The organism is Photobacterium swingsii (assembly GCF_024346715.1).
In the GTDB taxonomy this organism is placed as follows: Bacteria; Pseudomonadota; Gammaproteobacteria; order Enterobacterales; family Vibrionaceae; genus Photobacterium; species Photobacterium swingsii.
Genome location: NZ_AP024852.1, coordinates 2,352,444 through 2,367,106 on the forward strand (window position 1 = coordinate 2,352,444; position 14,663 = coordinate 2,367,106).

At 41.5% G+C, this 14,663-nt stretch carries 10 protein-coding genes; 7 read left to right on the top strand and 3 right to left on the bottom strand.

The genetic code is table 11. The annotated features are described in order from the left end of the window. Window positions 1-300: 300 nt before the first annotated feature. Both OCU77_RS10840 and OCU77_RS10845 read right to left on the bottom strand, forming a co-directional pair. On the bottom strand, window positions 301-525 hold the full coding sequence (locus tag OCU77_RS10840; protein ID WP_048900788.1) for a hypothetical protein: 225 nt from the start codon (window positions 523-525) through the stop codon (window positions 301-303). Between the two features lie 57 nt (window positions 526-582). Continuing rightward, window positions 583-981: a hypothetical protein gene (locus tag OCU77_RS10845; protein WP_107302509.1), complete on the bottom strand. Its 399-nt coding sequence runs from the start codon at window positions 979-981 to the stop codon at window positions 583-585. An 89-nt stretch (window positions 982-1,070) separates the two neighbouring features. Between OCU77_RS10845 and OCU77_RS10850 the strand changes: the two genes are divergently transcribed. The 7 genes from OCU77_RS10850 to OCU77_RS10880 all read left to right on the top strand — a co-directional run bounded on the left by OCU77_RS10850 (window position 1,071) and on the right by OCU77_RS10880 (window position 11,519). Beyond that, on the top strand, window positions 1,071-1,316 hold the full coding sequence (locus OCU77_RS10850) for a hypothetical protein (RefSeq protein ID WP_048900786.1): 246 nt from the start codon (window positions 1,071-1,073) through the stop codon (window positions 1,314-1,316). Between the two features lie 89 nt (window positions 1,317-1,405). After that, a complete protein-coding gene (locus OCU77_RS10855) occupies window positions 1,406-1,789 on the top strand; it encodes a hypothetical protein (RefSeq protein WP_048900785.1) in 384 nt (127 codons plus the stop codon). Window positions 1,790-1,825: 36 nt separating this feature from the next. Further along, entirely contained in the window at window positions 1,826-4,174 is a 2,349-nt protein-coding gene (locus OCU77_RS10860) for a TOTE conflict system archaeo-eukaryotic primase domain-containing protein (protein ID WP_107302511.1), read from the top strand. A gap of 483 nt (window positions 4,175-4,657) precedes the next feature. Further along, window positions 4,658-6,475 (top strand): anti-phage ZorAB system protein ZorA, encoded by a 1,818-nt coding sequence (zorA, locus tag OCU77_RS10865; RefSeq protein WP_048899585.1) that lies wholly within the window; start codon window positions 4,658-4,660, stop codon window positions 6,473-6,475. 13 nt (window positions 6,476-6,488) lie between these two features. Further along, the gene (locus OCU77_RS10870) at window positions 6,489-7,274 is read left to right on the top strand and encodes an OmpA/MotB family protein (RefSeq protein ID WP_048899584.1); all 786 of its coding nucleotides are present in this window, start codon (window positions 6,489-6,491) and stop codon (window positions 7,272-7,274) included. Further along, window positions 7,274-8,680, top strand: a complete 1,407-nt coding sequence (locus OCU77_RS10875) for an EH signature domain-containing protein (RefSeq protein ID WP_048899583.1) — start codon at window positions 7,274-7,276, stop codon at window positions 8,678-8,680. The genes OCU77_RS10870 and OCU77_RS10875 overlap by 1 nt, the downstream gene beginning before the upstream one ends. Next, complete coding sequence (locus OCU77_RS10880; RefSeq protein WP_107302512.1) at window positions 8,673-11,519, top strand: DEAD/DEAH box helicase; 2,847 nt, start codon at window positions 8,673-8,675, stop codon at window positions 11,517-11,519. Before OCU77_RS10875 ends, OCU77_RS10880 begins: the two co-directional genes overlap by 8 nt. A 389-nt stretch (window positions 11,520-11,908) precedes the next feature. On the opposite strand, the gene OCU77_RS10885 is transcribed toward OCU77_RS10880, so the two are convergent. Further along, window positions 11,909-13,873, bottom strand: coding sequence for an ORC-CDC6 family AAA ATPase (locus OCU77_RS10885; RefSeq protein ID WP_107302513.1), 1,965 nt, complete (start codon window positions 13,871-13,873; stop codon window positions 11,909-11,911). Window positions 13,874-14,663: the final 790 nt, after the last annotated feature.

Genomic DNA, 14,663 nt, shown 5'->3' on the forward strand with positions numbered 1-14,663 from the left:
TTGAGCTACTGCATTTAATGTCAAAGTGGCAGAGCCGTTTACGTGCACTAACATGTATAATGCATGTAAACATAGATCACGCATCCCCAATTAAAGTGTCAATATCCCGTACAGTTCTTTCTGACTCTTGCTGAGTCTCTAATCAAATATTGTTGATATCTTAAAATAATTACATTTATACCTGAAGGCGGTTGTACAAATCACCATTTCTGAACATTGCCTTCTCTTCCCCAGTTGAATCAAGTGGATATGTTTAATTCATTACTGAAGCAATCAGCTCGAGCGAGAATTCGTAAATACTCAATACTTAACATTGACCTTAATCGAAAATTTGCCCTGCACAATATAAGCAACCACTATGACTCCAACAGCGTTAAAGAAGCTCAACTCAGGCAAGGCTGGGTGAATACTGGACACCAAGCTATTCCACACAAATACGAGAATCACTGAGTTGACGATAATATTGATGCTCATGACAACAATGCTCGTCATGCCCAATGCTATTAACGCCTCTTTAAATTTCATCTTTTTCCTCACTTCGTATGTAGTAGGAATATGTGAGAGTGATTACTTCTTTCACTTCTACAGCCTCTTCAATCCTTCCTGGCATTTAACCTGTTTCAGCAGTTGTTGCCAAAAGTCATCAATAGTTTCTCGTGCATCATCGTCATCAACAAATGAATACGAAAACTGAACCTTCGAAGGTTGAAACCCACCACAACAGGTCTGGTGTACACACAGTTGAAATGCAAATTGAAGGCTAAATAAATCAGACTGCTTAGGTAATGAATACATAAACCGTCGAGTCTCCTCCTCTCGAGAAAAGGCGATTGTCAAAGCTAACAATCGAAAACAGCACCAATGAGTAATGAGCGTACTTTGGCTTACGTAAAGACCGTACTCATGCATGACAAGCGTTAACTCGAAACCGGCAGGTACTCTTAGCTCATGCTCAAGATTTAAAATATTTGGTACGTCCATCCCGACAGCCTCCGAATTGTTATTTTTCAATCTATAACTCTATACTGTATAAAAACACAGTATAGAGTAAATTCTGAGGTTGCATCGAAATGGCTAGATATCATAACCATAAAATCAGGCTTACTCCTCGCTACATCGAGGCACTTCATGAACTGATTGAAGCCGAGCTAGAAATGATGAAAGAGCAAGATAAAGACTATAGCGAGTGCTGGTCTTGGGGTATCTGCACCGTCGGCAATTTTTCAAAACCAAACCATCTTTATCTTACATTTGGTGATGAGGAGTCCAGGCCAAAGGGAATGAGCAGGAATACCTGTGTCCGGGAAGACTGCTAACAACACTCGTCTACGGTTGCTCTAGATCGTCCGGCTCCACACTTGCTCATAAAATTAATATGTTAGCCATAATTAAGTGAGGCTCTCACATGAAACATATCGTTCTAAACCGGATAAAAACACCAGACGGCACAATTTTGATTAGCAGACATCGACACGATTATGTCACTCACATTGATGACAACGGAGAAACCTATATGGTAGATGGCGGGACTGACTATCTACGACGCAACGTTAATACCGAGCCATTTGAGGAGCAATCTGTCTACGCTGACGCACCTCACAATGAAATCCGACAAGGTTTCTATTGGGGAACAAGAGGCAAAGAAGGTAATCAGCCTGTCGAATTTAAACCTTTAAAGGAGCTCGATACCGATCACATTGAAGCCATTATTCGGACTCAAACCCGTCAGCCTGGCTGGAGAATTGAAATTTTCAAAGCTGAATTGGCATTTCGCAAGAAAAGCAGTTAAACATGGTAACTAAGTTAAAAATTTGAGGTGCCTCAATTGCCTGATATTACTAATCGAGACCTTCTATCATCAGAACTTGAGGCGATTGACATTCGTCTGCGGCAACTTGATGCTGAAAAGCAAAAACTATTAGCTCATAAACAAGAGTTGTTAAAACAACAAAATCTACCACCACCAACCCCTTCAATGACTCCTGAACAAAAGATCGCAATTTTTGCCGACCTGTTTAAAGGAAGAGCTGATATTTATGCGATACGATGGGAAAACGGCACGGGTCGAAATGGCTACTCATTAGCATGTGATAACGAATGGAAGAACGGAGTATGTGCAAAACCCAAGGTGAAGTGTGGAGAATGTCCAAACCAGCAATTTAAGCCCATCACCAATCAAACACTTTACGATCATCTCTCCGGAAAAATAGTCGTAGGACTTTACCCTCTTTGTAAAAACAGTCGCTCTCATCTCCTTGCTATCGATTTTGATAAGTCCGATTGGCAAGAGTCCATTCAAGCAACATCTAAAGCATGTTTAGCTTATGATATTCCTCATGCCATTGAGATTTCCCGCTCAGGAAATGGCGCACATTTGTGGGTGTTTTTCTCTGAACCAATATCGGCAAAAACGATCCGCCAACTTGGCTTTTTGATACTCGATAAAGCCATGGAAATTCAACCATCGCTTTCTTTTGATTCTTACGACAGGCTGTTTCCAAACCAGGATGTGATGCCTGAAGGAGGATTTGGTAACCTGATAGCACTACCCCTACAGCTAAAATCCAGAAACCATGGCTTCAGCGTGTTTGTGGATGAAAATTTAAACCCCCAACTCGATCAATGGGACTTCTTATCAAAGATCAGACGTTTTTCACAACAGCAAGTACTCAAAATCGTGGAGTCATACCAATCAACCACTAAAGAAGCATTTGAACTCACTGATCCATGGGACACAAATAAGCCTATTACCCAAAGCTTAATTCCTAACTGCCCTGACTCCATAGAAGTGACATTAGCAAATCATATTTATATACCAACCGAACCATTACCTTCCCCGGTAATCACCAACCTAAAACGAGTAGCAAGCTTTTCAAATCCAACATTCTTTAAAACACAAGCACTGCGATTTTCTACACATGGTATCCCTCGCTATATCAGCTGTGCTCATATTGAAAAAGGCTATTTGTCCCTTCCTAGGGGATGCTTTGATGAAGTTCGATCCCTTCTAGATAGCCAAAAGATCAATGTCATCTTCAATGAAAAAAGAACCGTCGGACAGCCACTAGACCACATCAAATTCCTAGGCTCACTCAGAGAAGAGCAGCAAACTGCCGTTGATGCCATGGCATCTCATGATACTGGTATTTTGCACGCACCAACGGCTTTCGGGAAAACTGTTGCCGCAATTGGTTTAATCGAAAAACGAAAAGTAAATACACTCATTTTAACCCACAGCAGACAACTGCTAGACCAATGGAAAGATCGAATCCTCTCATTTACATCAGGTATTGATGTCGGCGTGTATGGCGGAGGTAAGAAAAAGCCAACAGGACAGATCGATATTGCTACCTATCAAAGTCTAATTAACAAACGTGATAACACCATATCAGAACTAACCCACCAATATGGCCAAGTGATCATCGACGAATGTCACCACATTTCAGCGCCAAGATATGAGATGGTAATCAATGAAGTAAATGCTAAATACGTACATGGACTAACAGCTACACCAGACCGGCAAGATGGACATCAAAAGATCATGTTTATGCTAGCAGGCCCAGTAAGGCATAAAGTCATTTCAAGCCATACCAATTATTTTACTCAAACCGTCCACATAAAACATATACACAACCAACCACCGCCAGAACTCAGTGAAATAGAAAAACGACCACACATCGCTTCCGTCTATCATTGGATTATGGAGAATCATGGGAGAAACCAACAGATCATAAGTGATGTGACTGAAGCAATTAAAGCTGGTCGCCACCCACTACTTCTGACAGAACGAAGGGAGCATGCCAATTTACTCTTAAATCTATTAGAGGCCCAAAAGTTAAGCGCCGTAGTGCTTCGAGGAGCGATGAAAGCCAAAGAGCGAGAAGACGCAAATGATAAATTACAAGATGCTCAAGTAATCGTAGCGACAGGTAAATACATCGGTGAAGGCTTCGACCTTCCTCGCCTTGACACATTATTTCTTACGATGCCTATTTCCTGGCGGGGCTCACTTGCCCAATATGCAGGCCGTATTCATCGGCAATCCGATGGTAAACACGACACTGTTATCTATGATTACGTGGATATCAAGTTACCAATGCTACAAAGAATGTTTGATAAAAGAGCCAAAAGTTACAAAGCCATGGGATATGAGATTGCCAATCAAAAAGAGTAAAAGCGATTCTATTGTCAGGCTAGGTTCTGCTCCAGTGATACAACTTCTCCCAAACAAACCAGAGGACAGTCCGCCTCGTTCTGTCCCCATAGCTTAGCAACGCAATGTATATGTACCTGATTGTTTCGCTGAATACGCAAGCGCAAGAAATGTTCAATGCCACACAAGCACTAAACTATCATTTTTGGTGCGTTGACTACCTTTTTTTACTCATAAATTATCTAGCTTCTCACTGCTCTCTGTAATGTTAACTAAACCTAACATTAAGGACGTTTTTCGCTGTTAATGTTAGCTTTAGTTAACGTTAGCGTCTGGTGACCTCTCTTATTGAGCTTCTATCGCGTTAAGTGAAATATTTCGAACCTTGACGCCTGTTCTAGTTATTACCTTCTAAGCCTGCTTTAATATGATATTGGTTGATAGTAAACTGCGCGCAAACCTCGTGATTAAGCACAGTGCAAGTACAAGCTAGGACATTATTTTATGGGCACTAACTTACATGATGTGATGAACTTCATCACATCTACTCTTTTTATCTATGTTTACTGTGGCCTTATTGTCGTCATTGCAATTTGGTGTAGTGGAAGCTTTTGGTTCAGGTTTTCACCCGTCAAACGCTCATTGAAAAATGCACTTGAGAAAACTCAGTCAACCCCAAGAAACAAACTAGAGTTCCCCGAATACTACTATGAACTAAGAGATTGGATGCACGCTGACCAATACCTGAAAGATTCATGGAGAGAGTTCGAGGAAACGTTGCTGCTTCCAGGAGAAGACTTTGATGACGACAAAGAAGTCATCATGAATACCCACCTACCTTCTGTCTACTTTAACCAGAAAAATCTTCTTTTGCCCAATATCAACATGCGCTTCTACAACGCGTTACCAAACATCCTGACTGGCCTCGGTATAGTTGGTACATTTATAGGCCTTACTGTTGGTATATCTCTCGCAGCTCCAGGGTTAAACTCAAACAATATTAATGATGCAAAAGAAGCACTTAACATACTTCTGGATGGCGCGTCACTTGCCTTTATTACATCGATCGTGGGGTTACTGACCTCACTATTATTCTCAACTTATGAGAAAAAATACATCCACTTGTTCAATAGTAGTTGTCAAAAGCTAAATTCGGAACTGGATGCCCGAGTAGAGTATTTTTCAGCAGAACGGCTTGCGAGTAAGAACCTAGCTGAATCACAAAAGCAGTCCACAGCACTCCAATCCTTCGCAAATGACCTTGCTGTGTCTCTTGGCCAGGTAATAGAACAACATGTAACACAACCAATGATCAAAGCCATCGATGAACTACGGAATGACCAAAAATCAGCAAGCGACGAAACCGTAACCAAAGTCATGGGTGAATTTGCAGATAAGATAGCCGGTGCCGCTGGGGATGAAATGAAAGCCTTTGCCTCCACCATAAAAACTATGAGTGATAGCCTCGAGTCTCAGGTTGAGTCACTAACAAAAGGACAAGAAGATATGCAAAAGGCGGCTCAAAATGCCGTTACCAATATGTCCGACGCTATGTCAGAGGGCAGCAAGAAAATTAATGCAGGCATTGATCAAGCTGTCGATGCTCTTCTTGAAAGTGTAGAAAAATCCATAGACAACGTCACTCTGCAACTTGATATCGCCTCTCAGAAGCTAGCAGACAACCTAAAGGATGGTTTACAAGAATTCGAAGGCATACTGGGTAAACTCAAAGAAACAGCTACTCAGTACCAAACAATGACAGAAGCCAATAGAACTCTCTACGGAGAAATATCTCAATCCATTGAAATCATTGGGGAGCTTTCCGAAAAAGCTAACCAAACTAATTTAGACTTCCAGCAAACAGCAACTACTTTCCAAAATTATATTCAATCACTGAACCGAACATCAACTCAGCTTTCGGAATCGACCACTAGCGTTGACTCAACCCTCAAAACCTTACAAGAAGTGCAAGAGGAAATGTCCGATATCTGGAAAGATTACGAAGAACGCTTCTCTGGCTTAGATACTACTCTTGAAAATGTATTTAAAAATGTCAGCACTGGTTTAGAACGTTACGCAACACAAACGGACGAATATATTTTAGGACTTGATAAGCACGCTTCTGATGTTGTTCAAAGCCTCGCTGCTGCTACCCAGGAGATCTCTGAAGCAGTTGAATCTTTGGGAGAAGCTCTAGATTCAAGGACTGAGATATTTGAATCCTCGATAAACACTATCGCTAACTCCGCAGAAGCAAAATTGAAAGGGTTTGAAGTAGACCTTCGTGCCATGGCTAGAACCAGCTTTCAACCAGAGCAGTAAAAGGAAATAGCCCATGAGTGAACACCATGAACTCTTAGAGGACGAAGGTGCTGGTTATCTAATTTCCGTATCTGACATGATGTCTGGATTACTTCTTGTTTTCATCATTACACTTGTCGCGTTCATCATCAATTTTCAGGATGCCATACAAAAACAAAATGAGGTAACGGAAACGCGGAAAGAGGTTGTTAGGAAACTAACCAATACCGAGCAGATCAGGAATGAACTACTGCAAGACCTCAAGGACAGGTTAAAGAAAGAGAAGATCGACGTTGAAATCGATACGCGACACGGTGTGCTGAGGTTGACCGAAAAAGCCGTCCTTTTCAAAACTGCTGCGGATACTCTGAGTGAAAGATACAGGAATAACCTTAGGACTATTGGTATTGTCTTAAATGAGGTAATTCCCTGTTATGCTGAAAATCCTCCTAGTAATATCGCTTGCTCCAATCTCGATCAAACCAAAGGCAAAATCGACGCAGTATTTATAGAAGGTCACACAGACAACGTACCGATGAAATCTAGTCGAATAAAAGACAATTGGGAACTTTCAGCCAACAGGGCTATTGCAGCGTATCGATTAGTTGTACCAAACAGCGTACTGGATAACCTCCGAAATATATCTGGACAGCCTATCTTTTCAGTAAGTGGATACGGAGAGGGAAGGCCCGTAGATGGCCATAATCACAGCGTACCAACACCTGACGGTGTAAACCGTCGAATTGATCTCCGTTTTATTATGACCCCACCAGCCCTTACGGAGCCTCAAAGGGCCCTTATTGCTTGGGGGGCAAAATAATGTCCTTGAAAGAGCTCCTTGATGACTTCAAAACTATTGATTCAAGAAAAGCACCTGACCTTTCAGAGTCGCTTTTTGTCTCAGAGGTTTTGAAGATAAAGAATCGGCATGGATTCGTTACGACAACCAAACCCTCACAGACCGATATTGAGACGGTTTACAGGAAGCTATATAAGTTTCTTCAATACCAGTCACCATCGGTTTCCTTAACTCGAAAGGAATGGAAGCTGGTTCCTTGGGCATTCATGTTGACAGTAAATGGCAATCCTCCCCTATTTGAAAATGAAGAGTTTATCCCCCCTTTATTTGACCAGATCAAACGTAAATCTAAGTTTGATACGGTTAGCCCTTTTATACAGGTATTCCTCCAAGAATACCCCTTAAATTCAAAGCAGTTTGATCGACTGCGAGAAGAGCTTCACGACTTGATAAGTGGGAGTAACCACACAAAAGTTAACACCATAAAGCAGTGGGTAAATAGTACTGGTATTTTGGATGAGAGGAGCCATGAGCTTTGCAGCCAGAAAATAATAGATTCGGGTTTTCAGTCTACCTTTTCCAATTACAGGCTATCTAAAGGGCTGGAGTATGGAGGATTTGCGTTAGCGTCCCTCTCCCGCCTATTGAAGCAACTAGAGTCTGATTTAGGAGTGTTTGATGCTTCTTTACAGTCAAAGATCACTTCATCCTGTATACACTTTTTCCTTACTCAAGATGACTCACTAAAATATCCATCCTTAAGGATTAATCTCGCTGAAGGACTGCTCACGTCATTCTCACAACATCAAACCAACCCCCAAATAAAAAAGATCCTTATAGACTTCTTCCTTCATCAATACGGAGATCCACGAACATCAAAGGCATTGTGGCTTGGTGTCAATACCGTTGCTATTAATGTAATGAAAAGTTGGATGGTAGAAAACACCATGCACGACTTTTTTAACTTGTTAAGTCATGTTGCAAAAACGGATTCAATGGCCGATAAGCATTGGAAATACAGAAAACGATTCTGGAACGCTTACCTGAAAAATGGCCATATCCAAGAAGCATGGGTAGCTCTAGGGCCTAGAGCCTATGCCGAGGCAAACAATTTTCTTCAAGGTGGCAGAAACACATATGCAAAGCTCTCAGGAGCCCAATCACGTCACAGTGCACTAATAATGGTGGTGAATGGAGTCTTAATTACAGAATGGAGTCACTCAGGTAGTTTCAGGCTATGGGACTCTAGCAATAAGCGTCCTAAGCTCTATCAAAAATCATATCATAGAGAAAGTTTAGTTAACTGGGCTGATCATACTGGGGCACATTCAGGCAGCGAGTCAGGAACATGGCAACGGAAGTTGTCATATCTTATTTACAGCTTAACGGGGATATCGGTGTCAAACAGGGAGTATATGAATGACTAGCTCTGCACAATTCACATGGCAAAAAACAGATACTGGTTTTCTTTTTCAGGTAAAACTAGATAACGAAATTCTTCATCCTAACCAGTGGTCTAAATTCAGACTTATGGCAGGAGATACCCCGGTGGTAATAGATCCATTATTTAGGACTGTTAATGAGATTATAGCTCCCAGCATTACCGATTCAGGGATAGCATGCTCCGAAGGCTTTATCGCAGCACTGACAGAATTAGAAATTCAAAAGCTATGTCTTCCTCCTGTTTCCCACGCCAGAGTTAAAATTGTAGCTAAAGGGCTGATAAGTCAGCCAGGTTTCCAGTTGTCTTATCGGCTAATGACTCCAGAAGGCAGACCAATGATGGGATCTAAGGTTTCTGGGATATCGCTGAAAGTAAGAGGACAAACAGAACTAATCCTTGAGCCACTCTACTCTATCATTAATAAACTTGAGCAGTTTAACAACGTCGATACATCAGACAGAGATGAAAAATTTGTCCGCTGGGGGGAAATCAAGGAGCTATTACCTGAAGAGTCTATTGTTGATGGACAGCTACGGGATATCACCATTTGTCGTGCAGATAGAGTCACGTTAGATATCAAAGAACATGGTGTATTTAATCCACTGTTGATTAAGCCAAACACCACAAAAGACTGGGATGTCCAGGGTCAAGCTGATGTAGAGTACGCAATTCCTAAAGCAAGACATACCCAGTTTGAAGATCAGTTCAAGACCTGGAGTACAGCCCGATCAAACTATGCTATCGGAAATGGTGTATATGTTGTCCTCCCCCAGCGAGTACAAAAAGTTCTCGGTGTAATAAAAGATTACCAAACAAGGGATAGTCAAGAGAGGTTAGCATTCGTATCAAATCCACATAAGGTCATCAATGAAAAGCTTAACCAGGAAGATCACCCTGAAGAGCTTGAGGCTATTTTTGTCGAAACCCCCGATTTTATCAGCCAACGAATCGATACTATTGGTATCTGGTCTCCTAAGCTATGTGCTTATGTCGCGAAGCGAGAAGGTGACTGGGTTCCTGACGATGATGAACGATTGTTCTTCCCTATTGATGATCTTCTGGTCAATTTCACAATTGATGAAATGAAGCGTCTTCTAGACGAAGTCAATAAAGCACTAGACGCTGAAGTTCCTGAAATAACTTTTGAAGGACAACGAGTTCCCGTATCACTGGAAACCAAGAATCTGCTAATAAAAATGCTAAAGCCTTTCGATGAGCCTGAAGGCCCGCCTGATACCCCGCTTGATGTCGTTGCACCAATCCTCAAAGACAATATTGAGGAAGTTGAGTTTGAGGTCATAAAACATGAAGCCAGACCTAAAATCACTCGGCTTCCAGACTCATTAAAAACAAAAACACTTTATGAACATCAGAAATATGGCGTTGACTGGCTAGCCAATCATTGGGAGTCAGGCTCAATTGGTGCTTTGCTCGCAGACGATATGGGCCTAGGAAAGACGATGCAGGCGTTAGCATTTTTAGCCTCGGTTAAAGAGTTAATGAACAACAACCACTATCCTACCAAGCCATTTCTCATTGTTGCTCCTTCAGGCCTGCTCAAAAACTGGCGAGATGAAGCAAAGCTGCATGTAGAAGAAGATGGACTTGGAGATGTATTTGAAGCATTTGGTGCTCAGATCAGAGAGATAAAAAACTACACCGTTATTGAGCGCAACTCCATAATATCAGGTAGTGGCTGGGTGCTAACTACATATGAAACCCTCAGGGACAAAATCAAATACTTCCTCTCTATCGAATGGGGAGTTACCATCTTTGATGAAGCCCAAAAGATCAAAAACCCAGTATCTCGTATGACTGAAATGGCTAAATCTTTGTCGTCAGATTTCACGTTGATTTTAACGGGCACCCCTGTAGAAAACGAACTAAAAGACTTATGGTGTATCGTTGATACTGCTCAACCAGGGCTATTTGGTTCTCTTAGCCAGTTCCATAATGAGTATGCTAAACCAGCAGAGAGTGATCCTGCTGAAGCCAAAAGGCTCAAATCTCTGCTTGTGGAAAAAAGCACCCCTCCCCTGATGCTCAGAAGATTGAAAGAGGAGCACTTGGATGGCCTTCCCCAAAAATTCATTCACCAAGTAGCGAAAATGATGCCTGAACAACAGGCGGCAGAATACGAAAATATTGTAAGGGATGCCCAGTTAAAGAGAGGAATGGCTGGTGGAGTATTGGAGACTATCCAGAAAATTCGCAGGGCATCGCTTATTGCCGAGGAATTTGATGGAAACGGGATAACTGATGGTGTTGTGAAACGCTCGGCAAGACTTACCGCTTTAATAGAAATCTTGGATAAGGTAAAAGAATCTGGAGAAAAGGTTCTTATATTTTGTGAAGCGATTGACGTTCAAGAATACCTCTCAGGATACCTTCAGCACCGATATCAACTGCCATCAAGACCACGTCGAATAAATGGCTCTGTTGATGGCTACACACGAAAACAATTTGTGGATGAGTTTCAAAATGGCACGGAAGGTGAGTTTGATGTGATGCTGTTATCTCCTAAAGCTGGTGGAGTCGGTTTGACGATCACTGCTGCAAACCATGTTATTCATCTAACTCGGTGGTGGAATCCAGCGGTAGAAGACCAAAGTACAGACCGCGCATTTCGTATTGGACAAAAGAAGGATGTGAACGTATATCTGCCTATGGCGATTCACCCCAAATACAAAGATGGTTCATTTGATGCCAACCTCAATAGGCTTCTCACGAAGAAGCGGCACTTAAGCTACAACGCCCTGATGCCTGGCACAATCAGTAAAGATGAAATGGGTGATTTGATTTTGCAGAATGTAGTGGACTAGCATCTAAATGGTAAATTTAAGTTAACAAAATCGGTCGTTCTATGACACCAGCAATCGATTGATATAGCTAGCACCCAGTCCCCATGTTCGAAGAAATGACAAAATGTCGTTCATTCGAACACAGTAATTTCTGTGGCTAGGTTGATAAGCTACTGAAAGATAAGCGGTACATAAAAGTACGAAAGTCTTCCTACTGCTCCATACCTGCTTACATGCATTAGCATGTAAGCAGGTAACGAATTACCGAATGCCATAATTCGTGCCTAATAAAGCAATTGCTCCGCACTTTTACCCGGGAAAAAGTGTTAAACCATTACACTTTTACGGGGGGAAAAGTGTGGCTGGCGACTCTTAATCCCAACATAACAGTGGACTAAGAGGCGTATCAATTACATCGGAGGTTCCAAGTTGAAATAATCCTCCCAATGCTTTCTCCAATCGGAAGCAAGCTCGAAAAATGGCCCATCACTTCGCTCACGCCTGATAAACCACTTTTCACTACAGGTAGGCTCACTTCTTAACGCTCTAGAAATATTGTTTGGAGCCTTTTTATTTTTAGGCTGAGATATCAAGTAGTTGTTAATCGTATGAGTGATTTCCGTTCCATTACTAAGTTCTTGACCTTGCTTGTACCTGAGCACGAGCCCTACAAATATCAAAGGGATATAGATCGTCCCTTTAATTTTCTGAGCTTCTAGATATTTGGGCAGTTTACTAAAAACACCATCATCAAAATCGATAACATCATCACCCTTTTCATAAAACTGAGTCGGTAACTCTATGTCTTGCGTCTGTTCAAACAAAGGGAGAAAACCTAATTTGTAATAGTTATCGAGCTCTAATATAGACCCTTTACCGTAACTATTATCTACTTTAGGGACACTGATGTAGCCTGTCTCATCACTTATCAACCCTTGGGGCTCATCCTTGGTATTAATCAAATGAGAATAACAACCATAGTCTAAAGAGTATAAGTTGTACTTTGAGCCTTGAACCGCATTTACCGAGACTCCTTGCCTCACCAAATGTATAACCCTTGAATCGTACAGATAGTCTATTAGTTCGTCGGTAATACTACTATTAACAAGAAAACCTCTAGTTCTCTTTGCACCAATGACCGAAGATACGATCCATTCAAGCAACCCTACTGCTTCAGTACGAGAATTAATGTCTTTACTCTTTGACGTTGTGTACCATGTTCTTGCTGCATTTCTAATACTTTTTACACCAATTTTTTGGTCTTTCTGATGCTGTGCTGCTTGAGAAATTATGTTGATAGCATCGCGTGGAACACCCTCACTAGCTCGCGCGAATTCTTCAAGTGCGTTCTTATTCTTAAACACCATAGAGATAAATTCATCTATATCCGATGGTATTATATTTTTCCTATCCGCTGCTTTAGCATGCTTGAAAACTAGGTTTTTAAAGAACTCAACAGATTGCTCTTTATCGCTATCAAAGACCATAAAATGGTCTAAATTTAACGAGGCTGAAGCATCAGATGATACTTCCAAGCCTATAGATGCCCCGTGTTCATCATGTATCCGAAATCGTGAACGATGACTAATAGCTGCTATTTTTACTGTAATAGTTGAAACTGGAAATATAATTCGCCTCAACATATCTGCCAGATAAGGTTGAAGGTCTAATGGAACTTCACTCCATTCGTCAATCAAGATAAGCAAACTACCTTCTGGCATTAGCTTGACGATACGTTTCAAAATTCGAGAGAGTGTTCCAAAGTGAATCCTTAACGTCTGTTGACCAGACTCCCTAGTGGTAACTGTCCCAGAATCATTCACAGACTTTGAGCATTCTAGATTAGCTGAAAAGCTACTCTTAGGAGATATGACCGCTGAAAACTTAGCTGATGAAGCTGATGATATGGCTTTGCTATTACTTTGCTCTTTATCAACATTACCTTGAATAACGATATGAGTTGCTTGTTCAACAAATTCGTCTAGTAGCGGTATAAGCTGCGATAAATCACATAACTCGTTGTCATAGCAAACATCTAAGATTTGTTCACGAATATCACACAAGGTGTCTGAAAGCAGTCTAGAAGCCCTTTCAGTTAGGCCAATATTACCATCAGCATACATTCCACCTGTTGACCCCATAGTCCTCATATCGATTTCTAGGCAAGCGACTCCTGATTTCTTCACGTCGTTTCTCAAGTATTTCAGGAGGTGAGTCTTACCTGTTCCACGACGACCATAGATTATCTGGTTTTCTAAACAGGAAAACAAAGAGAAGACCGAACCAATATGGACGAAAGAGTCCACTAGGTAGTTATCTGGCTTCTTCTCCGCTCTTCGAGGCATCGTAGCTAAAATTTCGCTTAATGGGGTCATAAATGATTATCCTAACCAATAGTCAGCACAACCATTGTACAGCTATCGTATCCAGCTGAAAACATGTTACTTTTGACTAAAAAGAACAAAGCTAAGTTTTGCCATTTTTCCATAAGCTCAAGGGCTCTTCTCCGCTCATATTGAAAAATGGCTCACTGACAACAGAATTAAGAATAGTGAAATCACGTTTTGGGGCAGAACCGTGCCAGGAAGCGCGGTCTACTACCCTCCCGTTAAACACAGTTGTTGTCCATTCGGCATCAGACATCCTTTACACACCTGACCTATATAGTCCCATTGATGCCATACAAACAAAGCCCGTCATTCACCATTTCCAATGTGACGTAGTTCAAACTTCAAGGCTCTCATTTTCTGGTTGTTTGAAGCGGAAAGTTGGACAACTCATTTCATCCAAAATCTCCCACAATCAAAAATTCACTTTATAAACAGCCAGATAACTCAAAAAAAGAATCCCATTTAGCCGGACAGAATCCCAAATGAGACTGGAACTGACACTGGGACTGGAAAGGACATCGGAAAAGACAAAAACTACTGTATATACCACTGTGTAGAGACCAGTGCTTAATCCTGACACAGGGGGCATAACAGTACATTAAAATATTGTTATACCTACGCCTACCAAGCTAGGTACAGCCAGCTTCTTACTTTACAGCTCTCTCCTAGCGCTTTCCCCACCCTCAATGCGCCCTTGAAACCTAACAACCACATGCAAAAAAAAATTTCTCCAATCACACCGCAGCTTTCCTCAAGTGTATTTCTTAAGATGAAA